Annotated in this window: 20 protein-coding genes; 12 read left to right on the forward strand and 8 right to left on the reverse strand. The window is 45.2% G+C overall.

Annotated features, from left to right (window positions below):
- Window positions 1–3: 3 nt before the first annotated feature.
- The 9 genes from AC0KUT_RS05110 to AC0KUT_RS05150 all read left to right on the forward strand — a co-directional run bounded on the left by AC0KUT_RS05110 (window position 4) and on the right by AC0KUT_RS05150 (window position 7,138).
- Window positions 4–567, forward strand: coding sequence for a rhomboid family intramembrane serine protease (locus AC0KUT_RS05110; RefSeq protein ID WP_488834053.1), 564 nt, complete (start codon window positions 4–6; stop codon window positions 565–567).
- A 69-nt stretch (window positions 568–636) separates the two neighbouring features.
- The gene (locus AC0KUT_RS05115; protein WP_488834055.1) at window positions 637–1,350 is read left to right on the forward strand and encodes a YIP1 family protein; all 714 of its coding nucleotides are present in this window, start codon (window positions 637–639) and stop codon (window positions 1,348–1,350) included.
- Window positions 1,351–1,415: 65 nt separating this feature from the next.
- On the forward strand, window positions 1,416–2,696 hold the full coding sequence (locus AC0KUT_RS05120; RefSeq protein ID WP_488834057.1) for an efflux RND transporter periplasmic adaptor subunit: 1,281 nt from the start codon (window positions 1,416–1,418) through the stop codon (window positions 2,694–2,696).
- 2 nt (window positions 2,697–2,698) lie between these two features.
- Window positions 2,699–3,385, forward strand: a complete 687-nt coding sequence (locus tag AC0KUT_RS05125; protein WP_488834059.1) for an ABC transporter ATP-binding protein — start codon at window positions 2,699–2,701, stop codon at window positions 3,383–3,385.
- A 3-nt stretch (window positions 3,386–3,388) separates the two neighbouring features.
- On the forward strand, window positions 3,389–4,609 hold the full coding sequence (locus AC0KUT_RS05130) for an ABC transporter permease (RefSeq protein ID WP_488834061.1): 1,221 nt from the start codon (window positions 3,389–3,391) through the stop codon (window positions 4,607–4,609).
- 36 nt (window positions 4,610–4,645) lie between these two features.
- Entirely contained in the window at window positions 4,646–5,338 is a 693-nt protein-coding gene (locus AC0KUT_RS05135; protein WP_488834063.1) for a phospholipase D-like domain-containing protein, read from the forward strand.
- Window positions 5,339–5,375: 37 nt separating this feature from the next.
- Entirely contained in the window at window positions 5,376–5,906 is a 531-nt protein-coding gene (locus tag AC0KUT_RS05140; protein WP_488834065.1) for a TFIIB-type zinc ribbon-containing protein, read from the forward strand.
- Window positions 5,907–5,925: 19 nt separating this feature from the next.
- On the forward strand, window positions 5,926–6,168 hold the full coding sequence (locus AC0KUT_RS05145; RefSeq protein ID WP_488834068.1) for a hypothetical protein: 243 nt from the start codon (window positions 5,926–5,928) through the stop codon (window positions 6,166–6,168).
- A gap of 220 nt (window positions 6,169–6,388) precedes the next feature.
- Entirely contained in the window at window positions 6,389–7,138 is a 750-nt protein-coding gene (locus AC0KUT_RS05150) for a fibro-slime domain-containing protein (protein WP_488834070.1), read from the forward strand.
- A 296-nt stretch (window positions 7,139–7,434) separates the two neighbouring features.
- On the opposite strand, the gene AC0KUT_RS05155 is transcribed toward AC0KUT_RS05150, so the two are convergent.
- The 8 genes from AC0KUT_RS05155 to AC0KUT_RS05190 all read right to left on the reverse strand — a co-directional run bounded on the left by AC0KUT_RS05155 (window position 7,435) and on the right by AC0KUT_RS05190 (window position 15,259).
- Window positions 7,435–7,845 carry a DUF6524 family protein gene (locus AC0KUT_RS05155; protein WP_488834072.1) on the reverse strand — a complete coding sequence of 137 codons (411 nt, stop codon included), beginning with the start codon at window positions 7,843–7,845 and terminating at the stop codon, window positions 7,435–7,437.
- 34 nt (window positions 7,846–7,879) lie between these two features.
- On the reverse strand, window positions 7,880–8,326 hold the full coding sequence (locus AC0KUT_RS05160; RefSeq protein WP_488834074.1) for a GNAT family N-acetyltransferase: 447 nt from the start codon (window positions 8,324–8,326) through the stop codon (window positions 7,880–7,882).
- The gene (locus AC0KUT_RS05165) at window positions 8,326–8,625 is read right to left on the reverse strand and encodes a DUF2288 domain-containing protein (protein ID WP_488834076.1); all 300 of its coding nucleotides are present in this window, start codon (window positions 8,623–8,625) and stop codon (window positions 8,326–8,328) included. The genes AC0KUT_RS05160 and AC0KUT_RS05165 overlap by 1 nt, the downstream gene beginning before the upstream one ends.
- 66 nt (window positions 8,626–8,691) lie before the next feature.
- Window positions 8,692–9,588 (reverse strand): hydroxymethylglutaryl-CoA lyase, encoded by an 897-nt coding sequence (locus AC0KUT_RS05170; RefSeq protein ID WP_488834077.1) that lies wholly within the window; start codon window positions 9,586–9,588, stop codon window positions 8,692–8,694.
- 108 nt (window positions 9,589–9,696) lie between these two features.
- Window positions 9,697–11,973, reverse strand: coding sequence for a hybrid sensor histidine kinase/response regulator (locus tag AC0KUT_RS05175; RefSeq protein WP_488834079.1), 2,277 nt, complete (start codon window positions 11,971–11,973; stop codon window positions 9,697–9,699).
- A 170-nt stretch (window positions 11,974–12,143) separates the two neighbouring features.
- A complete protein-coding gene (locus AC0KUT_RS05180) occupies window positions 12,144–12,752 on the reverse strand; it encodes a flavin prenyltransferase UbiX (protein WP_488834080.1) in 609 nt (202 codons plus the stop codon).
- An 81-nt stretch (window positions 12,753–12,833) separates the two neighbouring features.
- Entirely contained in the window at window positions 12,834–14,147 is a 1,314-nt protein-coding gene (locus AC0KUT_RS05185; protein WP_488834082.1) for an NAD(P)/FAD-dependent oxidoreductase, read from the reverse strand.
- 125 nt (window positions 14,148–14,272) lie between these two features.
- Window positions 14,273–15,259 (reverse strand): Gfo/Idh/MocA family protein, encoded by a 987-nt coding sequence (locus AC0KUT_RS05190; RefSeq protein WP_488834084.1) that lies wholly within the window; start codon window positions 15,257–15,259, stop codon window positions 14,273–14,275.
- 914 nt (window positions 15,260–16,173) lie between these two features.
- Between AC0KUT_RS05190 and AC0KUT_RS05195 the strand changes: the two genes are divergently transcribed.
- The 3 genes from AC0KUT_RS05195 to AC0KUT_RS05205 all read left to right on the forward strand — a co-directional run bounded on the left by AC0KUT_RS05195 (window position 16,174) and on the right by AC0KUT_RS05205 (window position 21,786).
- Window positions 16,174–17,334 carry a helix-turn-helix domain-containing protein gene (locus AC0KUT_RS05195; RefSeq protein WP_488834086.1) on the forward strand — a complete coding sequence of 387 codons (1,161 nt, stop codon included), beginning with the start codon at window positions 16,174–16,176 and terminating at the stop codon, window positions 17,332–17,334.
- A gap of 474 nt (window positions 17,335–17,808) precedes the next feature.
- The gene (locus AC0KUT_RS05200; protein WP_488834087.1) at window positions 17,809–19,692 is read left to right on the forward strand and encodes an endo-1,4-beta-xylanase; all 1,884 of its coding nucleotides are present in this window, start codon (window positions 17,809–17,811) and stop codon (window positions 19,690–19,692) included.
- Window positions 19,693–19,827: 135 nt separating this feature from the next.
- Window positions 19,828–21,786: a non-reducing end alpha-L-arabinofuranosidase family hydrolase gene (locus AC0KUT_RS05205; protein ID WP_488834089.1), complete on the forward strand. Its 1,959-nt coding sequence runs from the start codon at window positions 19,828–19,830 to the stop codon at window positions 21,784–21,786.
- Window positions 21,787–21,817: the final 31 nt, after the last annotated feature.

The raw sequence follows: 21,817 nt of genomic DNA on the forward strand, positions 1-21,817 counted from the left end.
GTTGTGTTGCGCACTATTAGCAAGTTCAGATTGGTGTTCACGCTGTGTTTGCTGATGACAGTCGTGCATGTTTTAAATAGTTTGTTGGGCATGGGGCTTAATCAGTTTGGTATTCTGCCCCGACACATAGAAACAATTTGGGCAATTTATACGGCACCCTTTCTGCACGCTAGCATCTATCATCTACTCAACAACCTTGTTGGGTTGGGTATTTTTAGTTTGCTGTATTTAGTGCACTCGATTCAGCGCTATGTGTATAGCAGCTTTTTAATTATTACCATCACCGGTCTCCTGGTGTGGTTGTTTGGGCGCGATGCTGTACACATAGGCGCAAGTGGTTGGGTCTTTGGCTTATGGAGCCTGTGTATCGCCACCGCTTGGTATGAGCGCCGCATGCGCAATATTTTAATCGCGTTATTTGTTATTGTTTTTTATGGTGGTTTGATTTTCGGTGTCTTGCCGAGTGACCCCCGAATTTCGTTTGAGTCACATTTTTTTGGCGTAATCGCGGGTATATGTTGTGCGTATATTAACAGTCGAGGAACGAGTCTAACTCGTCGGCATTAAATTTTTATTGTGGGCTTAAGTTTTGGCGCGCGGTACTACATTAATTTAAAATATATAAAGGAATTAAATATGAGACAGTCCCATTCTTTCATTTCAAATTTTACGAATTTACTAACTTCCCCTCGGTTGGCTTTTGCGGCGATAAAAGAACAGCCTAGGGTTTTGCTCGCTCTGCTGCTGATTGTTGCAACAGCTTCGCTTTGGATGCTCTATTATTTTTTGAATGTTGATTTTCCTTGGTTGATTGATTCAATGATTTCCAATCAGTCAGTTGGAAAGAGTGCGGAAGAAGCTGAGGCAATTCGGAAGGGTATGAGCAATCTTTCTCCGATGATAATGGGTGGTAGTACATTGGTGGGCGCACTGTTGGGTGCACCTATCGTCTTTGCTATATATGCGGTCTATTTTTTATTGGTTAATAAGACTTTTGACGAAGAAGCTTTGGGATTTAAACATTGGTATAGTTTGGTGTGCTGGTCGTCAATTCCCGCAATCTTCACGTCACTTGCTTCATTTGTTAATTTCTTATTGGCAGATAGTGGGCAGCTTTCATTAGAACATTTAAACCCTATTAGCTTTAATAATTTATTTTTTCACCTCACGCCTGCCGACCCACTTTTTGGCCCATTAAGCTCATGGGACCCTATGGTCATTTGGAGCACAGTGCTGCTTGTTATTGGCTACCAACAGTGGATGCAAAAATCAATCGCTAAATCCACAGCTATAGTGCTTGCGCCAACATTGGTGATATATGGAGCTTGGATTGCTTTCGCTTTGAGGTAGTTTTCCTACCGCAGTGAGCTGGCAATCAAGCTGGCTCATTTCAGTTTACTAAACTGGTTTGATTTATGAAAAAATCTATTGTAGTAATTTCTATACTTTTTTTGGTGGTGGGCATCCCGGTGCTAAAAAAGGTATTTGGCGAAGATGCAACTAAGCAGGTGCAGATTGATACTTTGCAGAATCATGAAATTAAAGCGTCTATTATTGCGTCTGGTAATTTAAACCATGAAGAGAAGGTGCAGTTGAGCACTGAAGTTATTGGTAAGGTTAAGGCCATTTTTGTAAAAGAGGGTGATAGTGTCAAAAAAGGCCAGCTATTACTGCAAATTGATGATGAGGCTTATGTGTCTGCGACTGAACAAGCTCAAGCCGCGGTGCGTATGCAGAAATTATCGATTGAACATTTGCAAGCCAATACTAAAAATTTATTTTCGCAGTGGCAGCGTAAGAACGTTCTCTATGAGAGAAAACTCTTGGATCAGCAATCTTACGACGCAGCCAGCTTAGAACTGTCATCAGCCGAATATCAAGTAAAGTCTGGACGGGAGCAATTGATTCAAGCAGAAGCCCAGTTAGCACAAGCAGAAAATAATCTCGCTAAAACTCGCGCCTATTCACCGATTGGCGGTGTAGTTACTTCCTTGACCATAAAGGTGGGGGAGACAGCAATAGCGGGGACCATGAACTTTGCCGCCTCAGGTTTAATGACCATTGCTAATCCTGAAAGCTTGCAGGCCGAAGTTAATGTTGATGAAGCGGATATTGCAAATGTCGCGCCGGGACAGCGAGCTGAGGTGGTTGCTATAGCTCACTCAGAGCAACCGATTGAGGGTGTAGTAGAGTTTATTGCTGAATCAGCGGTCGTGGCGCTAGGGCGTACCGGTTTAAGTTTTGCGGTAAAAATTCGTTTTGCCAATAATCCACAAATCAAGCTTTGGCCTGGCATGACGGCGCGGGCGGAAATATTCACCAGTAAAGACGCGACCAAAGTAGCTGTGCCTATGCAGGCAATAGTGACCGAGACTGGAGAAAATAGCTCTAAATCTACTGCCAACGAAAAAGAAAAAAGTGACGTAAAAAATAAGGCAGAACAAAGCAGTGAAAAATCAAAAAGCAAAGCGACGGACCATTATGTTTTTATTGTGGTTGACGGAAAAGCACAGCGAGTGGCTGTAAATCTGGGGCTGTCGGATGATGAATATCAGGAAATTTCAGCTGTTAAACCGGAGCAGCTAAAAATAGGCGACAAGATTATATTGGGGCCAGATAGAATCTTGCGCTTTTTAAAGGATGGTGAATCGGTAGAGGTGAGTGACGATCACTCCCTTGCAAAGGACGCACATTAATTATGTCGCTCATAGTGCTCGATAATATTGTAAAGCATTACGTCATGGGGCAAGATACTGTCAAGGCGCTGGATGGCGTAAGTTTAACTATAGAAGCCAACGAATACTTGGCATTTACTGGTTCTTCGGGTTCGGGTAAGTCCACTATGATGAATATACTGGGCGCGCTTGATAAACCGAGCAGCGGTAGTTATTTATTGAAAGGCCGCGACCTGAGCCACCTGAATCAGGACACCCTTGCTGATATTCGCAATCACGAAGTCGGTTTTATCTTTCAAAGCTTTAATTTGTTGCCGAGGCTCTCTGCCTTAGGCAATGTCATGCAGCCATTAATTTATCGCGGTATTGGGCTTAAAGCGCGCGAGCAGGCAGCAAAAGACGTTTTGGCGCGGGTAAACCTTGCAGATCGTTTGCATCACCTTCCAAATCAATTGTCTGGTGGTCAGCGTCAGCGTGTTGCTATTGCACGCGCGTTAGTTACTCAACCTGCTATTTTATTGGCCGATGAACCTACCGGTAATCTCGATTCAGCGACAACCGCTGACATCATGAAATTATTTGACGAACTCCATCGCGAAGGCAACACCATATTGATGGTGACTCATGAACCGGAAATTGCGCGTCACTGTCATAGGGTTGTGCGCATGCAAGATGGCAAAGTCGCACAAGACTATTTAAACAAGGATTAGCCTGTGTTTACGTTTAACGAATGTTTTCGCTCTGCACTTATCTCAATTCGAGCGCACGGTTTTCGCAGTCTGTTAACGACTCTTGGCATTATTATAGGTGTGGCATCAGTCATTGCGACCGTTTCCATAGTGCAGGGGTTAAGCTATAGCATTGGTCAGCAATTTGAAGGTTTGGGGGCAAATAGTTTGTCAGTGTATTCCTACACTTCTTTTGAGGATCAAATGAGAGGACGCTTCGGTCGTATTACGGCCAATGATCTACAGCTTATTGAAGATCATACGGATGGCATTGAGTCTATTACACCGACACTCGGCTCTCGCTTTGCCAGTGTGGTGCGCTATGGGGCCAAATCTACTACAGGGCGCGTTATTGGAACGACTCGCACCTACCAACAGACGAATCAAACATTTATCGATGTGGGGCGTTTTTTGTCGGATAGCGACAATCAAACCCGTCGGCGTGTATGTGTTATCGGTCCGCAAGTGCGCGACAATTTGGAGCTGCCGGAAAATCCTGTAGGTGAATTTATCGAAGTAAATTCAGAATGGATAAAAATTATCGGTATGACTGAGTCTAAGGGAGAAATGCTTGGCTTTAAGCAAGATGACATTGTGCTCTTACCTTATTCTAGTATGCAGAGTCTCAATGGCAATCAGGCTCAGGTAGATATACAAATCCAATTGACGGTAAAAAATGTAGATGAAATGGACGATGTTACCGACAAGATAAGAAAAATATTGCGCAAGGCCCATCATATTAAGGGCGAGAATGATGATTTTAAAATTCAATCTTCTGAGCAACTGAAGGCTTCTTTTTCAAAAATTACGTCTTCCATCACCTTGGTCATGGGTGGAATAGTCAGTATTTCGCTATTGGTGGGGGGCATAGGTATTATGAATATTATGTTGGTGTCGGTTACCGAGCGCACTCGTGAAATTGGTATTTGTAAAGCTATAGGCGCTAAGCGCCATTTTATTTTGCTACAGTTTTTAATGGAGTCACTATTGCTCTGTTTATTGGGTGGGTTAATAGGATTGTTAATAGGCTATTTATTGGGGATGGGGCTAGCCGCTATGATTCCCAATTTTCCGCCTGCACATGTGCCTTTGTGGGCGGTAGGTATTTCTGTAGGATTTTCTGCATTAATCGGCGTGGTGTTCGGCATAGTCCCCGCTGCCAAAGCTGCTAACCTTGACCCTATAGAATCGCTCCGCTATGAATAATATTTTATTGTTGTAATTCGTTTGGGAAAAATAAACATGCAAAACCAACATATTGGCGAGTGGCTAGTGGGAACACTGTTAGATTTTAAATTGAGTCATTCCGAAGTGTTAGAGTTGCGTGAGTTATTACCGCAATTAAAAAACGATGAGATGGCCTATGTGCGTAATCAGGCTTTTTTATTGGCGCGTGATCAGGTCCTGCTCGGTGGGGATAGTGCTGTCGCGACGCTTATTTGGCTGGAGAAAATAGTAAAGAATATTGACAGCCATCGTGTTGCAGGCACAGCGAGCCTTAACTCCGCACATTTTAGCCCTGGTGATGACTGTAGGCGTAAGTTACTTGATCTCTGTGTGGGCTCCCGTAGTTCGCTTGATATTAGCGTATTCACTATTTCCGATAATCGTTTGTCTGATGCCATTATGGCTGCGCATAGGCGCGGTGTAAGCGTGCGTATTATTACCGATGACGAAAAAATTCATGATGCCGGTAGTGATATTGAGGCGCTTATTGCCGCAGGTCTAAACGTGCGTACGGACAGCTCTAGTGCCCATATGCATCATAAATTCGCGCTTGTTGATCGTCACACGCTGGTGAACGGTAGCTTTAACTGGACGCGTTCAGCATCGGACTATAATCAGGAAAATATTTTAGTGACCAATGAGCCTCTGTTGGTAGCTGCTTATCTTGAAGAGTTTGAGAGCCTGTGGCTTGAGTTTGAAAGTGACTAATAATGAAAGCAAAAACTAAGGAGTTTTTATGTTGTGTGTGAGCTGTAAACAAAGTCATTTGGAGCCCAAGGAGCTAGAGCCTGGATTAATCGCGGCGGTATGTTCAGAGTGCTCTGGCGCTTTGGTGTCTTTAATGAACTACCGCTATTGGTTGGACAACATGGGCGCCGCTTTTGTACAGGCGGACGCGAAGGCTGAAGTGCCAGATGAATTGCCCGGTGTGCGTGCCTGTCCTAAATGCACTCGCTTGATGACTAAGTATCAAATGGGTGCCGCTTCTGAGCATAAGCTCGACCTTTGTGCTGGCTGCGATGAGGCTTGGTTAGATAAAGGCGAATGGCAATTATTAAAACAGTTGGATTTGCAGGGTAAGCTGCCAAAAATATTTACTGAGGCATGGCAGCGTAACATTCGCAAAGCGCGTCAAGAGTTGGCATTGCAAGATCGCTATGAAAAATTATTGGGAGCCGATGATTTCGCTACGCTCAATACCTTTAAGCAGTGGCTTTATCATCATCCGCAAAAAGAAGCTATGAAGCAATTTATAGCGATTAACCCCGAAATTTAACCTTACAGAGGATGTATTGATGAGCGAGTCACGTGATTATTTAGAAATGTCATTTCATTCTATTTGGTGTTTTTCCAATGATGGAAAATTAGATGCGGGTGAGCTTGGCAAAATAATGGCAATAGCTGAGAAAGATGGTGTTATCGATCAAAATGAAATACGAGTATTGCGCAATATTGTTGCGCGCATTAAGCCGCACGAAGTAGACGAGCTTATGCGGGAGAAGCTGCAGGAGCTAAGCCTAAAGATTGGTGGCCACTAGTGTTTTTTGTACGTGTAATGACCTGCCTCGCTGAGGTGGCAGCTGATATTTGTCGGTTTTCTTTACGTTTTTATATTCTTGTTCGTACAGAGCATGGGTGCAGGGCTTGTATTATCTGCGCTTTTACTTTTTGGTATGATATATGCTTATCACTGGGCACCGAGTTGTGAGAACCGCATCACAAACTCTGGCTATTTATCTTATTTACTAGGGAATACTCATGAAACAGTTTATAAAAATGACTTTTGCTGCTGCTAGTTTGCTGATTGCAGCGGGTGCTTCGGCAGCCACTATTGATTTAACTGGTACTTTGCGCGATATGAGTACTGCACACCCAGACTTTGAAGCCTGGTGCTGTGGTTCTGAAACTGGTTTGGTTAAAAACACCCTAGGTGTCGATGGTACTCCGGTATTTGATGGTGGTGCCGCTTTAACGAATGCTGCTAATTTTTCTGATTGGTATTCAACAGGTGCTAACCATTTGGGTGAGCAGTCGTTGACCTTAAGCTTGGATAATACTCTTACCGCCAATCCCAATGTATATAGCTATTCAAGCAATTCATTTTTCCCGCTGGATGGTCAATTAGGCGGTAACCAAGGTTACTCGCATAACTATCACTTCACCTTCCGTATGAATTCTGAGTTTACCTATCAAGGTGGTGAGACCTTCAGTTTTACCGGTGACGATGACGTATGGGTGTTTATTAATAATCAGTTGGTTATTGACTTAGGTGGCGTGCATTCCGCCATGTCGCAGTCTGTGAATTTGGATGCCTTGGGTTTGACTTTGGGTAATGACTACTCGTTTGATCTGTTTTTTGCTGAGCGCCACACCAGTCAATCGAACTTTCGTATTGATACTTCTATAAAGCTGAAAAACACCAGCACCGTTCCAGAACCTTCTAGCTTGTTATTGATGGGCTTGGGTTTGTTAGGTTTGGGTGCGGCACGCCGTAAAGTTAAAGCGTAATACTTTAATAATAATCGCTGTTCAAAAAAGCCCTGAGCCAATAGCTCGGGGCTTTTTTTTGGTGCTATCTTGATGTTCTTATCGTTAAGTTTTGAGTCTCTCTACATGAGGTTACTTTTTTCTCGGTAAGCTAGGGTAAATGAATTGCTGTTTTTGTTTGTAGTAAGTGAACGTGTAATAAAGCAGGGAGTAGAAATAAATTAGATGGTGGTAATGAAATGATGGTGCGTTAAGAATACAAACCCCCAAGTAATTGCCTTGGAGGTTTGTATAATGGTTACTTTTCTAGCGCGGTACTAAGTTTCAATTTCATCCACATCTACCTGTCCGCTCAGGCGACGGGTGATGTGCGACCAGCAAATGCCCACGCCGAGCACGATCGCGAGTAGCACCTCAATCACCCATGCCATAGCCGAGACGTTATCGACACTTAACCAGCCCCAAAAAATAAATAGCCATATCAAGCTGGCGAAGAGCGCGCTTAATAACAAAATGCCAATTAAGCCGAGTGAATTAAAGGTGGCGTTGGCATAAATCCCCCAGCCGATTAACAACAACAATCCAGCGATTGCAATATAGGGCGTTACATCGCTCCAAGTGTTGTATACCCAATGAAAATACGAATAGCCACTGGGGTTGTAAGTGAGCAGCACTAATAGCAGTGCGAAGAGCATGCGCAGTGCAATGCCGGATGAAGTGAGGGTCATGAGTAGTCTCCGAGGTATGAGTGTTGTTGTTATATTACACTGAAAAATATTTTCGATACTTTATAAATCCGATCTTGGCATCTGGGTCATAGCCCATGGCGCGGTAAAAATCTCGCGCCGAGCGATTTTCGCTTTTGGTGAGTAGCATGATTTTGGAACAATCTTGCGCTTTACAAAACTCTTCTAAAAAGTCCATGAAAAACTTACCGACACCGTTGCGTTGAACCTGAGCGGCTACTATAAAGTTTTCAATGATGGCGAAGGGTTGATGTTGGAACATGGCATCCATACACAGACTGAGTAACGCCGTTGCTATAACTTCATCCTTATCACTACAAACCCACAGGTGATTATTCGCATCTGCAGCTATAGCTGCAATGCGCTCAGGGAGCACGTTAATATGTGAGCCTGTTACTAAATCTTGGTAGAGCGTGTTTATCGCGTCTACATCCATAGGAGTGGCGGGGCGAATAATACGCACTAGTGTATTGCCTTTATTGCTTGTACAACGACCCAGGGTTTTATAACGACAGCCCAGACGAGAGAGTTTTGCTCATACCAAGCTTGAGCTTGAGCATCGGTAACTACATCGACTAGGTTGGCATCCATCCATGTTTTAATTTGTGCAGCGTTATCGGCAACAATTTCTGCTGCTACATGTGTTAAATCGAGGCTGGCGTCTACGGCAATGGCATTACCGCTGGCAAAAAAACGCTGCAGATCATGCCAGTGAATTTGTGCGGTTTGTAAATTTATTTCCTGTTCAATTTCGTTGTTCATGAGTTGTTCCTAACTGTTTCTATATTTTTAATCGTATCAATATTCTTTTAACGCAAATTGAGTCGGTTATTGGCTCTTGGCTCTGGCGACTTTTGAATTGTTTTGTTTGTGTAGTGCTGCGCTTATTGTGTTGCCTGCGTAAATTAATTTTTCTAAATCTACGCCGTGAGTAATCCCCAAGCCGTTTAATAAATACACTAGATCTTCTGTTGCAACATTCCCTGTGGCGCCAAGGGCGTAGGGGCAGCCGCCCAAGCCAGCAACGGATGAGTCTACGACGCTCACGCCCATTTCCAGCGCAGCATAAATATTCACCAAGGCTTGGCCGTAAGTATCGTGCATGTGCACGGCAAGTTTTTCTATGGGGATTTGGCGTGTAAGCAATTCGATGAGCTGTTTAATTTGTCCGGGTGTGCCCACGCCAATGGTATCGCCTAACGAGATTTCGTAGCAGCCCATCGCTAACAACTCTTGTGCAATAGTAACGACTTGATGAGTATCCACTGCGCCAGAGTAGGGGCAGCCGACAACACAAGAGATATAGCCGCGTACAGGTACTCTCTGTGCTTGGGCTGCGGTGACAAGAGGCACAAAACGCGCGATGCTTTCGCTGATGGAACAGTTTACATTTTTTTGGCTGAAGTCTTCAGACGCAGCGGCGAAAATTGCGACTTCATTGGCGTTTGCGCCTATAGCGCGTTCAAACCCTTGTAAGTTGGGGATGAGTGCGGCATAGGTCACGCCTGGCGTTCGGCGAATACCGCTAAATACTGCGCTGCTGTCAGCCATTTGCGGCACCCATTTGGGATTTACAAAGCTGCCCGCCTCAACGTAGGTCAATCCCGCTGCGACTAAATTCTCGATTAATTGAATTTTGGTCGCGGCGGCAATAGTTTGTTTTTCGTTTTGTAGGCCATCGCGTGGCCCGACTTCAACAATACGAACTTTAGAAGGTAAATTCATAGGCTTAAATAGGTGTATTAACGAGGAGGTAGGGTGGAGTGCAAAGTTTAACAGATGCAGAGGCTTGCTATACAGCGCTGCGGGTTTCGTGTGCTGTTAGCTGTAGCTTTATAGTTTGGGCTTTGATGTTGGCATTTGCTCTTCTGCTTTCTCAAGCAGTTCGCGAATTTTCTCAAGCTGAATGGGTTTGGTGGCGAAGTCGTTCATGCCGCAGGCGAGTGCGCGCTCGGCATCCTCCTTCTGTACGCCCGCGGTGAGTGCGATTATCCAAGGATAAAATGAATGTTTTTTGTGGGCGCGAATTTTACGTGTTGCGGTGTAGCCATCCATGTGGCGCATTTGCACATCCATTAAAATGACATCCACTTCCATTTTTTTGCAAATATCAACGGCTTCGGTGCCATCGGCTACCGCAGTAACTTTTTGATAGCCGAGTTTCGCTAACATTTTGGAGATGACCATTTGATTAACTGCATTGTCTTCCACGATGAGTATGCGCATCTCTTTTTTTATTGTTGTGGTGTTAGTGTGCGCTATAGGCAGCTGCTGTGTGCCTAGTTTTAAGAGCCGAAACAGCGTGCGAATAAGTTGTGAGTTGTGTGCGGGTTTTTGTAGGTATTGAAACGTCGAGTTTGCAAGGCTAATGCGCTCTGCCGCGCTGCTTAAAATAATGACCGGTATGGGATGGCGTGGGTCAATGTTTTGTAGGTGTTGTGCGAGTTCGGTCCCCTGAATGGAAGGCATGCACTGATCCAATATAGCAATGTCGTACTTGTGACCGAGAGAAAAGTTTTCCAATGCATTTTCAGGGCTGGAAAAACTTGTACATTCCATTCCCCAGTATTTAAGTGTGGTGGAAAGAATTTTTCGATTGGTGGCGTTGTCATCCACAATCAGGGCATTAAAGCCTTTTAGTAGGCTTGTGTCTAAGCTTTGATGGTTGCCGCTATGCGGGCTATAACTGAGTGGTAGGGTAAAGAAAAAGGAGCTACCCTTGCCCTCTTGGCTATTAAAGCCAATGTCGCCACCGAGTGCGGTCACAATTTTTTTACAGATCGCTAGACCTAAGCCAGTACCACCAAATTTGCGTGTGGTCGATGCATCTGCTTGGGTGAAAGCTTCAAAGAGGCTAGCTTTACTGCTTTCTGGTATGCCTATACCGCTGTCGTTAATTTCAAAGCGTATGCTGCATGTGTGCTCTTTCTTATTAACAGCGTGCAACGTTGCGCAGAGCGTTACTTCACCCTGCTGAGTAAATTTAATGGCATTGCCCAAAAGATTGATCAGTACTTGTCGAATACGCGAAGAGTCGCTGATAAGCATTAAGGGGATTTCTGGTTCAAGGTAGTAATTAATTTCTATGTCTTTGTCATCTGCACTTTTACAAAATAAATCAAAGGTGTCTTCAACAAGCTCGCGTAGGTGAAAACTGTGTGAATCTAGGGAGAATTGATCAGCCTCTATTTTGGAGTAGTCGAGTATGTCATTGATGATAACAAGTAGGCCTTCGCCACAGGATTGTATGGTGTGCACGAGCTGTTGCTGCTCTTCATTTAAAGGTGTATCGGTGAGCAGTGAGGCGCAGCCAATAACGCCATTCATTGGTGTGCGAATTTCATGACTCATAATCGCCAAAAAAGCACTTTTTGCCTTGACGGCGGCTTCTGCGGCCATTTTGGCTTGGGCTAGTGCCTGTTCAATTTTTACTTGTTCCGTAATGTCTCGAGTTAAGCCTACTAAACCAATAACTTTTTTGTTTGAATCATAGAGTGGGCTTTTTATTGAGTCAGAATAAGTAACTCTGCCATCGCGATGTTCCAGGGTTTCTCGGCTTCTAATAGGCATGCCGGTGCGTAACATCTCTTGTTCTTCATTGAAGAGGCGCTGGCTAAACTCGTGATCAAACTCAGTGGAGTCGAGATCGGTCTTGCCAATCCACTGTGCCATGTTGGCAATGCCGCGAAACTCACGCCAAGCTTTATTGCCACCTTGGTAACGTGATTGGGCATCTTTGTAATAGAAACGGTCGGGTAGTTGGTCGAGGATATTTAAGAAGAAGCCTGCAGACTCCAGTGTTCGTTGCTGTTCCGCATATTGCTGAGTGATTTGATAAATTGTGGCCTGGAATTTGGTCGCGTGAGGGCTTGTAGGTTGGTGTTCTATAGTGAGTGGTGACTCGCTATCTTCTGGTGATGCATGCAATTCAAACCAGTGGTTTTGTTGATTGTGGGGTATACAGAAGCGAGCAGTTACTGTTGGATGCTGGCCTTGAATCAGTTCTTGTAGTAACTCCGTTATGCGCAGTTGATCAAGATCACTGAGCTTTGTGAAGGGCAATCTGCTTTCTTCAATCAGATCCGCAGTCTCTATACCAAATAAATCCACAAGGTTGTGATTGCAATAGCACAGCTTACACCCGTGCCCGAGAGCACCTGTAAAGGTAAATAATATGCAGGGGAGTGAATCTGCAAGCGCCATTTGAACTCATCAATCGGAACAAGGTTAATGTGTTAATACTAGGCGAAAACCGCGAGATAGCGAATAGGTAAAGGGGGTTAATCTTCGCCCCAGCGCGGCATCAAATCTTGCTCTAGCCCTAATTGATCGAGAATGCGTGCCACGATGAAGTCGATCAGTTCATTAATAGTCTGTGGTTGCATATAAAAGCCGGGGCTAGCGGGGATAATCAATGCTCCCATCTTAGTGAGTTTGAGCATATTTTCTAAATGAATTTGTGAATAGGGCGCTTCGCGCGGGACTAAAATTAACTGGCGGCGTTCTTTTAGCGCCACATCGGCAGCGCGTTCGATCAAGTTATTGCTCGCGCCATAGGCTATGGCTGATAGGGTGCCGCCACTGGCAGGGCATACAATCATGGAGCTGGGGGAGCTAGAGCCTGAAGCTACCGGCGAAAACCAATCGTCTTTCGCTAATAGCTGTAATTGCTCATCATCGGCACCGTAGTATTCGTTTAAAAAAAGCTGCTGTTCTTCTAGTGTTTCCGGCAAATCTAAATCTGTTTCGGTGCGAATGACCACCGCAGCGGCACTGGAGAGCATGACATAAACCTTGCAGTCCGCCGCTAGCAAGCATTGCAGCAAACGTAAGCCGTACTGTGCGCCCGAGGCACCGGTCATAGCGAGAGTAATAGTGCGTTGTTTCATGTCCTAATGCCTCTGGTGAGTATGAGTGGGCTATTCAGTATTGACGCTGAATAGCCTAGTAGAGCAGCCGAGCAGAACAACTTAGTGTAATTTCAACCTCGGTTTCAACCAGCGATTAATACGCCCCGCCAGCATGACCAGTCCAGTTTTAATAAAACCGTGAATTGCAATTTGATGCATGCGATACAGGGATACATACACCAGCCGCGCGAGGCGTCCCTCAATAAACAAGCTGCCCGTATTGAGGTTGCCCATAAGGTTGCCAACGGTGGAATAGTTCGCGAGGGAGATGAGTGAGCCGTAGTCGGTGTACTTATATACTTTGAGCGGTTTGTGGTTGAGGGTGGCCATTAAATTGGTGTAACAGGCACTGGCCATTTGGTGTGCTGATTGCGCGCGCGGAGGTACCCGGCTGCCATCCGGTGAAATAAATTGAGCGCAGTCGCCTATCGCAAAAATCGTTTCGTCGCGCGTAGTTTGTAAAAATTCATTGACGTGTAGTTGATTGATGCGATTGGTTTCCAGCCCCGCAATATTGGCCATAAAATCTGGCACTTTTATGCCTGCAGCCCAGACCATGAGGTCAGCGGCAATCAGTTGGCCATCGCCAGTGTGCAGCCCTTCTTTAGAGGCGGAAACGACTTTGGTGTTGAGTTTGATGTCCACTCCGATTTTTATCAGTTCGGCGTGGGCCGCGGCAGAGATGCGTTCGGGCAATGGCGGCAATATACGCGGCCCTGCTTCAATAAGGGTGACATTGAGATGTTCGTTGGAAACTGCAGGGAAGCCATAGTTGTGAATTTCATGCACGGCGTGATGCAGTTCAGCCGAAAGCTCTACGCCAGTAGCGCCCGCGCCGACTATGGCGATACGCACATGATCATCTTCGCCTGCGAGGCGTTGAATGCGCAAAAACTTATTGAGCATTTTGTTGCGAAATTTATGCGCTTGCCCAGGGCTGTCGAGAAAGATGCAGTTCTCTTTAATACCTGGTGTATTAAAGTCGTTAGAGACTGAGCCGAGCGCTATAACGAGGTAGTCGTAGGGAATGGTCGTTGAGGGCAATACTTCGGTGCCGTCTTCATCTTTTATGGGGGCAAGCACGACCTGACGGGACTCGCGCTTGAGGTCCATCATGGCCCCTACGCGAAAGAAAAAACCGTGAGCTATAGCGTGGCCGCGATAGCTTACGGCATCTACACCTTCATCCATGGTCCCTACGGCAATTTCGTGCAGTAATGGTTTCCACAAGTGTGTTGTGTTGCGGTCAATCAGAGTAACTTCCGCTTTGCCTTTGCGGCCGAGTTTTTGTCCAAGTTTGGTGGCGAGTTCTAATCCGCCGGCGCCGCCGCCGACAATAACAATACGCGGTTTACTGCTAGAAGGTGTTTGCATGGTTAACTCGTGTTTGCAAAAATTAGGTGGGTGTGAGTTGTGTGAGCCACTCTGGTGGTGGCTTTTAATGCGAGTCATTTTACAATGGCTGCTTCGGTAGTGTCTGCACTGGATTCACGCTCGTGTTACAGCGTAATCCAGCGCGCTTCTTCTGCGCTTTTAAACAGTGCATCAATGACTTTCATATTCGCCATAGCATCACTCAGCGACGTTGGCACTGGTGTGTTGTTAATAATGCTGAGTGCAAATGCATCGCCCATATCGCGGTAGTGATCGCTCGGCGCAATTTCGTAACTTTGCTGTTCGTTGTCGCGCTTGTGCAACACTTGGGTGGTTTTGTCGGCGATAGGGCTGAAGGGCAGGGGTAAAAATACACTGCCTTCTTCGCCAAAGGCTTCCATATATTGCATCCATTCAATTTTAGTGGCCGCGGTAAAGCTGGCACTGCCTTCGGCAAATTCCATAATGGCTGACACTTGGCAATCCACTTCTTGTCCTTCGAACGGAGTTATTTGCGCCATGACGCGCAGTGGCTCGGCATTGAAGAGCCAACGCGATACTGAAATAGAGTAGCAACCAATATCCATTAAAGCGCCGCCGCCCATGGATTTTAGGTTGCGAATATTACCTGTATCGCGATTGTTGTAGGCGAAGTGCGAATGTACTTGGCGCAGTTTGCCGATCTTAGTGTTCACGAGTTCTTTGGCGCGCTCCCATTGCGGGTGAAAGCGATACATAAACGCCTCCATCACTTTTAACTGAGGATGGGCAGCGGCGGCATCGAGTAGGCGCTGAGTGTCTGCACAGTCGAGGCCAATAGGTTTTTCGCAGAGCACATGTTTGCCTGCTTCGAGTGCTTTAATCGACCAATCTACATGTAGATGATTGGGCAGCGGGTTGTATATGGCGTCTATGTCGGGGTCTGCGAGCAGAGCTTCATAGCTGCCGTAGGCGCGCTCTATTGAAAGCTCATCGGCGACTTTGCGGGCGTTAGCTTGATCGCGCGAGCAGATGGCGACAACTTGATTGTAGGTGGAGCTTTGCAGTGCAGGAATAACCTTGGTGCGGCCAATATTAGCGGTGCTCAACACCCCCCAGCGGATTTTGTTCATGGGTGATCCTTTTTGCCCTGATATATAGGCAGTTGTTTGCGAGTCGAAGCGAATGGTTTTAGTCGTGATGTGGATATCAGTTAGTTAACTGAGTGGCTAGAGTGTAGTGGATTTTGTTGCAGGACACATAGCCCATAACATAACTCAACAGCTTAAGTGACGATAAAATGACTCATTAATAAGCATGTTGTCAGCTGGCTAGGGGGTGCTGTTTGTCAGTTGAGTGAACGTCCTCGCTACTATTATTTGATATTTAGTGCGAGGGTTGGGATGGTGGTTAATTTCGGCTTCTCCTGCCGAATTTGTGATGCTGTATCGCTTTAGGTTGCCTAATAAATAATATTTATACCAATAGCTGTTTTTATTAGTGAAATTGGTTTCCGGTATCTGGTCAAGTTTCTATATAAGTAATACATATTCTGTCGGTTTATCGAGTTTTTAGACTTAGTATCTATGGAAAAGTGAGGTGGTTGGCATTTCTAGATTGTTGGAGTCACATCATTATTTAATGGATTCTTGTGCTTCAAACGTTCGGCATGTCATTATGTCAGCAGGAAAATCGCTCAAAGCTTCTTGCTTTTCTCAGAAGATGAGGCCGAAAAGACGTATTTAAGTTGTTATTGTAGGTTTTCTGTGGTTTTTGGTCTGGTGAGAGTATCAGCCAAATAAACCAGACTCTACCGTGATGAGTCGCTATAGAAGAACCTGAGCGCTGATATATCGTGGGTTTCTTCCTCCCTTGGGTTTAGATAAAAATAATCATATAAACCGATAGTTTTTCACGCAGTGCTCATTTACGCCATCACAAAGAGGCTCGTACCTCGTACTGCATACAAAATATGGCTTTATGGAGTTTGCGCTAACAAACGTTTTGTTTGTGTTGTATTCATTCCTGCTGGTAGGTCAAAGCTTAGATGTTGAAGTTTTATAAAAATCTTGTAATAGGGTTATCGGCATTATTGGTGCTTACAGGGCTACTAATCTATGTGGGGGTGGCCAAGGCGACGTTAAATGTTTCGCTATTTCCGGGGCGTGACAGCAATTTTTTGTGGGCTCCCGCTATAGAGCCGAAAAAGCCCATGGGGAAAACTAAGCTAAGGCTTAATAGTGATGTAGGTGCAATTGACTATGATTTTTTTCTAGACCCAAATGGCGCCTACCCCTATACGCATTACTCTTTCTATTTTATTGATCCTGTTCAACCCCATAAGCAAGTGGATCTCACTGCTTTTGATAGCCTGTCTTTTAGGATGATTTGTGATCCTAAAAATGTATTGCTTTTGGTGTTGTTTAGTTTTGATGAAAAAGTGACTGACTATAAAAACATGGATACACGTCGTGTTTCGTCCACTGCATTTTCCTGCGATAGTCACTGGGCTGACATCACGATTCCTTTTAGCGATTTAATGACTCCCCACTGGTGGTTGGGGCGCTATGGGTATGAGATCAGCGATCAAGGGTTTCAGTTGAATAAGGTTATGGGCTTTGCCTGGGTGAACTCCTTACAGAGTCCTCTAAATACACCTTCTAATGTGAAGCTTACGGACGTAAGCTTACGCGGGTTTAATGCAGCTTATGTTTATATCGCGGTTGCGGTGAGTGTATGTCTGTGGGTGCTGTTTATAATCTGCGCACTGCGCTTCTACGTGCTGGCGCTAACTGCGCAACTCAAGTTCAAAGTTAAGCAAGATCAGCCGCTTATGGCGTATCGGCAATTAACTATTGAACCTCAAAAAGACAAAGAAAAAAGTACGCTGCTGCGCTATATTGCCACGGAATATGCCAACCCAGATTTAAACCTAGATGAGGCGGCGGCAGTGCTTGGGATAAATAGAACAAAAATAAACGAAATCTTAAAAGGGGAACTAAGCCTCACGTTCAGCGCTTACTTGAATAAATTACGCTTAACAGAAGCCGCGCGCCTTTTAACAGAAAATGAGGCGGCCAATATTTCGGAGATTGCCTATTCTGTAGGCTACAACAATGTTTCTTACTTCAATAAGCTGTTTAAGAATGAATATGGTTGCGCACCTAAAACGTTTAAGACCTTGTGTCAGACTCAAGAAATTGTTTAAGTATTGATGAAAAAGCAAAAGGCCAAGTGCATCACACTTGGCCTTTTTTATTGCTCAACAGTAATGAACACCTAAAGCAGTTAAAAATATTCAGCCTTATTTTCAATTCATATGTAGATGACTATTTAAGTGAGCTGCATCACGCTCTGTGCTTTAGCGTGACAAAATGGATTCAACTTATTACATAAAACCTTCAATTTTTAATAATTTTATAAAGACTCCCTCAAAACTGCAAAAAGTCCTCCGTTTGTTGGGTTATTTTCCACCCTGCCACTCAGCCTCTCTCAGCAGGTTGACGCTATAACAATAATATAAATCCTGACGATTCATAAGTCTTGGTAGCCACGAACAGCACCTGAAAATAGCAATGGTTGTTTTTTGTCTGTTTGTGTTTGATCAAGGCTTAAGAGGGCGATGTTTTTAATCTAACAGTACCAATACTTTATCCAATAAATATAAGCGGAGATTTGCATCATGCATGTATCAAAATATTCAGTTCACCCTCTTGCTCAGGTGCTTAAACGCACCTGTAGTGTGGTGGGTGCTAGTGCCGCCTTGGCGGTTCTCTCTCACTCAGCAATGGCTGCGTGTACTTACAATATTGATAGTGAATGGGGCACTGGTTTTGTCGCCAATATCACCATCAAAAATGATACGGCTGCAGCTATCAACAATTGGAGTGTGAATTGGGGTTATGCCACCAACCGTATAACAGGTACGTGGAATGCCAATTTCTCTGGCTCGAATCCCTACTCAGCGTCTAACGTGTCTTGGAATGGCAACATTGCGGCGGGACAGTCGGTCTCTTTTGGTTTTCAAGGAGATAAAAATGGCGGTGCAGCTGAGCGCCCAGTTGTAAATGGTGTTGCCTGTGGCGCAGTCGTTTCTGCCAGCTCGCAGCCACGCTCTAGTGTTGCACCGAGTTCAGTGCCTCGCTCAAGTGTGACGCCAAGCTCGCAACCTGTTAGCTCTAGAAGCGTTTCTTCTTCCTCCAGTGGCTATACCGTACCTGCCAATAATTTTGCACAAAATGGTGGGGTGGAAAATGGATTGACCAACTGGTCAACAACGGCTGGCACTGTTGCGCGTTCAACGCAAGACAAGCGCAGCGGTTCTGCCAGTGCCTTAATTACTGGCCGCACAGGCAGCTGGAACGGTTTGACATTCAATCCTGGTTCACTGGTTAACGGCAGCCAATACGATGTGGCAGTTTGGGTAAAACTTGCACCAGGTACGCCAGATAGCGTTGTGCAACTCACTGGCAAACGTCAAGAAGATAGCGACACATCTACCTACAATGAATACACACAAGTTGCGACGGTTACTGCATCGTCTACTGAGTGGCGTTTATTGCAAGGTTATTACACCCAATCGGGATCAACTGCATTCCAACATTTCATTATCGAAGCAACCGACGCAACCATAAGCTACTACGCCGATGATTTTTCTATCGGTGGCCAGGCTCCGGTTGCCAACAGTTCTTCTGTGCGCTCATCAAGCAGTGCTCCTGCTGCCAAAAAGTTTATTGGTAACATTACTACCGGTGGCGCAGTACGGTCTGATTTCAATCGTTACTGGAATCAAATCACCGGCGAAAATGAAGGTAAATGGGGATCAGTTGAAGGCACTCGTGATGTATACAACTGGGCGCCGGTTGATCGCATCTATGCATACGCCCGTGCTAACAATATCCCGGTAAAAGCACATACGTTTGTGTGGGGTGCACAGTCACCGTCCTGGATCAACAACTTGAGCGCGTCTGAAACGGCTGCTGAAATTGAAGAGTGGATTCGCGATTACTGTGCTCGTTATCCCGATACAGCAATGATCGACGTAGTTAACGAAGCTGTACCTGGCCATCAACCAGCGGGTTATGCGCAAAAAGCCTATGGTAATAACTGGATTCAGAAGGTGTTTCAATTGGCGCGCCAATATTGCCCTAACTCAATCCTAATTTTGAACGACTACAACAACATCCGTTGGCAGCACAATGAATTTATTGCGCTCGCTAAGCCTTTGGCGCAAGGCGGCTATATAGATGCGGTTGGCCTGCAGTCTCACGAGTTGAAGGGTATGACCGGTGCGCAAGTTAAAACGGCGATCGATAATATTTGGAATCAAGTGGGTAAGCCCATTTATATTTCTGAATACGATATTGGTGATACCAATGATCAAGTGCAATTGCAGAACTTCCAAGCTCATTTCCCCGTGTTCTGGGATCACCCGCACGTTAAGGGTATTACCATCTGGGGCTACGTGAATGGCAGAACCTGGATCGATGGATCCGGCTTGATGCAAGACAATGGCACGCCACGCCCCGCAATGACCTGGCTGTTGAATAATTACATCAACAAGTAACGCGTCTTTTGGTAACTCATAAATAAGGATTTTTATGAGTTACTCCTTTTCTCTCTAGAAAAACTCACTTCTATTTATGAAACTTCATGATATTAAAAATAAATATGAATTCATTTATTAACGGAGACAATTAAAATGTTTAATGATAAAAATTCTCCCACCATTCTTGCTCAAGTACTTAAACGTACTTGCTGGTTGGTTGGTGCTAGTGCTGCCTTGGCAGTGTTGTCTCACTCAGCATTTGCAACCTGTACTTACTCGGTTGACAGCGAGTGGCCAAATGGCTTTGTTGCCAATATCACTATTAAAAATGATACCGCTGCGCCTATTAATGGGTGGAGCGTAAATTGGCAATATTCTGCCAACCGTATAAGCGGTACATGGAATGCCAACGTTTCAGGTTCCAATCCATATACCGCAACCAATATAGCTTGGAACGGTAATATTGCTGTCGGCCAGTCAGTATCGTTTGGGTTTCAAGGAGAAAAAAATGGCGGTGTCGCTGAGCGTCCGGTAATAAGCGGAGCTGCTTGTGGCGGCACCATTCCAGTAAGTTCTGTCGGCGCCAGTGTTGTTGCAAACTCCGTAGCAAGTTCTGTACTTAGTTCGAGTCTTGCACCCAGCTCGGTACCGCGTTCAAGCTTTATTGGCTCTAGTAGTCGCTCTTCGTCATCCAGCGGTTATACAGTGCCTGCCAATAATTTTGCACAGAATGGTGGGGTAGAAAATGGATTGACTAACTGGTCGACAACTGCCGCAACGATTACTCGTTCAACTCAAGATAAGCGCAGCGGTTCTGCCAGCGCCTTAATTACTGGGCGCACAGGCAGTTGGAATGGTTTGACGTTCAGCACTGGTTCGCTCGTGAGTGGCAGCCAATACGATGTTGCTGTGTGGATAAAGCTCGCACCTGGTACACCGGATAGTGTTATTCAACTAACCGCTAAGCGTCAGGAGGATAGCGATACCTCTACCTACAATGAATACACGCAAGTTGCTACCGCTACGGCATCTGCTAATGAATGGCGTTTGCTGCAAGGGTATTACACTCAGTCAGGCTCAACAGCATTTCAACATTTTATTATCGAAGCTACCGATGCCAGCATAAGTTATTACGCGGATGATTTTTCTATTGGTGGGCAGGCGCCTGTTTCCAACTCTTCTAGTAGTTCATCGTCAAGCGTACCGCAAACCTGTGAGCTTAAGGCACCCTTGAAGTGGACCTCTACCGGACCCTTGATCAGCCCCAAAAACTCAAATTGGAAATCGATTAAAGATCCTTCTGTGGTGAAATACAACGGCACTTATCATGTGTACGCAACTTATTACGATACTTCCTACAAATCGATGTACACAAGTTTTACTGATTGGAACAGCGCACAGCAGGCTCCGCACACGTCCATGAATGGAACTACAGTGGGCAATGCCGTTGCGCCACAAGTGTTCTATTTCCGCCCGCACAACAAATGGTATTTGATTACACAATGGGGCGGCGCCTACGCAACGACTGATGATATTAGCAGGCCAAACTGGTCAGCTAAAAAGAAATTGCTGCAAGGTGAGCCAACTAACTCGTTAGATTTCTGGGTGATTTGTAACGCGACTCACTGCTACTTGTATTTCTCGCGTGACGACGGTGTTTTGTATGTATCCAAAACCACCATCGGAAATTTCCCCAACTTCTCGGGTTACTCCATCGTGATGGAAGATCACCGCGGCAATGGCAACCAATATTTATTTGAAGCTCCCAATGTTTATAAATTGGACGGACAAAATAAATATTTGTTAATGGTTGAGGCTTATCCAAATGGTCCACGTATGTTCCGCTCATGGACATCTAGTAGTTTAGACGGCCCGTGGAGTCCATTAGCCGACACCAATGACAACCCATTTGCAGGTAATAACAATGTGGAATGGCCGAGCGGTAAATGGGCAGATGGTATTAGCCATGGTGAATTGGTTCGTTCGGGTTTTGATGAGCGGTTAACTGTTGATCCTTGTAATCTAGAGTTCCTCTATCAAGGTCAAGCGGGCACCAGTTCTGACTACAACACCATTCCATATAAGCTAGGTTTGCTGCGTTTGAAAAAATAATTTCGGCTAAAAATCCGCCGAGTTGCTATGC

The sequence above is a fragment of the Cellvibrio sp. 25HG11W-0 genome, from assembly GCF_057815475.1.

Coding starts and splice junctions, on each gene's coding strand:
- AC0KUT_RS05205 (WP_488834089.1), top strand. CDS start 19,828: ATGTTTAATGATAAAAATTCTCCCACCATTCTTGCTCAAGTACTTAAA.
- AC0KUT_RS05115 (WP_488834055.1), top strand. CDS start 637: ATGAGACAGTCCCATTCTTTCATTTCAAATTTTACGAATTTACTAACT.
- AC0KUT_RS05195 (WP_488834086.1), top strand. CDS start 16,174: ATGTTGAAGTTTTATAAAAATCTTGTAATAGGGTTATCGGCATTATTG.
- AC0KUT_RS05165 (WP_488834076.1), bottom strand. CDS start 8,625: ATGAACAACGAAATTGAACAGGAAATAAATTTACAAACCGCACAAATT.
- AC0KUT_RS05155 (WP_488834072.1), bottom strand. CDS start 7,845: ATGACCCTCACTTCATCCGGCATTGCACTGCGCATGCTCTTCGCACTG.
- AC0KUT_RS05180 (WP_488834080.1), bottom strand. CDS start 12,752: ATGAAACAACGCACTATTACTCTCGCTATGACCGGTGCCTCGGGCGCA.
- AC0KUT_RS05150 (WP_488834070.1), top strand. CDS start 6,389: ATGAAACAGTTTATAAAAATGACTTTTGCTGCTGCTAGTTTGCTGATT.
- AC0KUT_RS05120 (WP_488834057.1), top strand. CDS start 1,416: ATGAAAAAATCTATTGTAGTAATTTCTATACTTTTTTTGGTGGTGGGC.
- AC0KUT_RS05125 (WP_488834059.1), top strand. CDS start 2,699: ATGTCGCTCATAGTGCTCGATAATATTGTAAAGCATTACGTCATGGGG.
- AC0KUT_RS05185 (WP_488834082.1), bottom strand. CDS start 14,147: ATGCAAACACCTTCTAGCAGTAAACCGCGTATTGTTATTGTCGGCGGC.
- AC0KUT_RS05135 (WP_488834063.1), top strand. CDS start 4,646: ATGCAAAACCAACATATTGGCGAGTGGCTAGTGGGAACACTGTTAGAT.
- AC0KUT_RS05200 (WP_488834087.1), top strand. CDS start 17,809: ATGCATGTATCAAAATATTCAGTTCACCCTCTTGCTCAGGTGCTTAAA.
- AC0KUT_RS05170 (WP_488834077.1), bottom strand. CDS start 9,588: ATGAATTTACCTTCTAAAGTTCGTATTGTTGAAGTCGGGCCACGCGAT.
- AC0KUT_RS05190 (WP_488834084.1), bottom strand. CDS start 15,259: ATGAACAAAATCCGCTGGGGGGTGTTGAGCACCGCTAATATTGGCCGC.
- AC0KUT_RS05145 (WP_488834068.1), top strand. CDS start 5,926: ATGAGCGAGTCACGTGATTATTTAGAAATGTCATTTCATTCTATTTGG.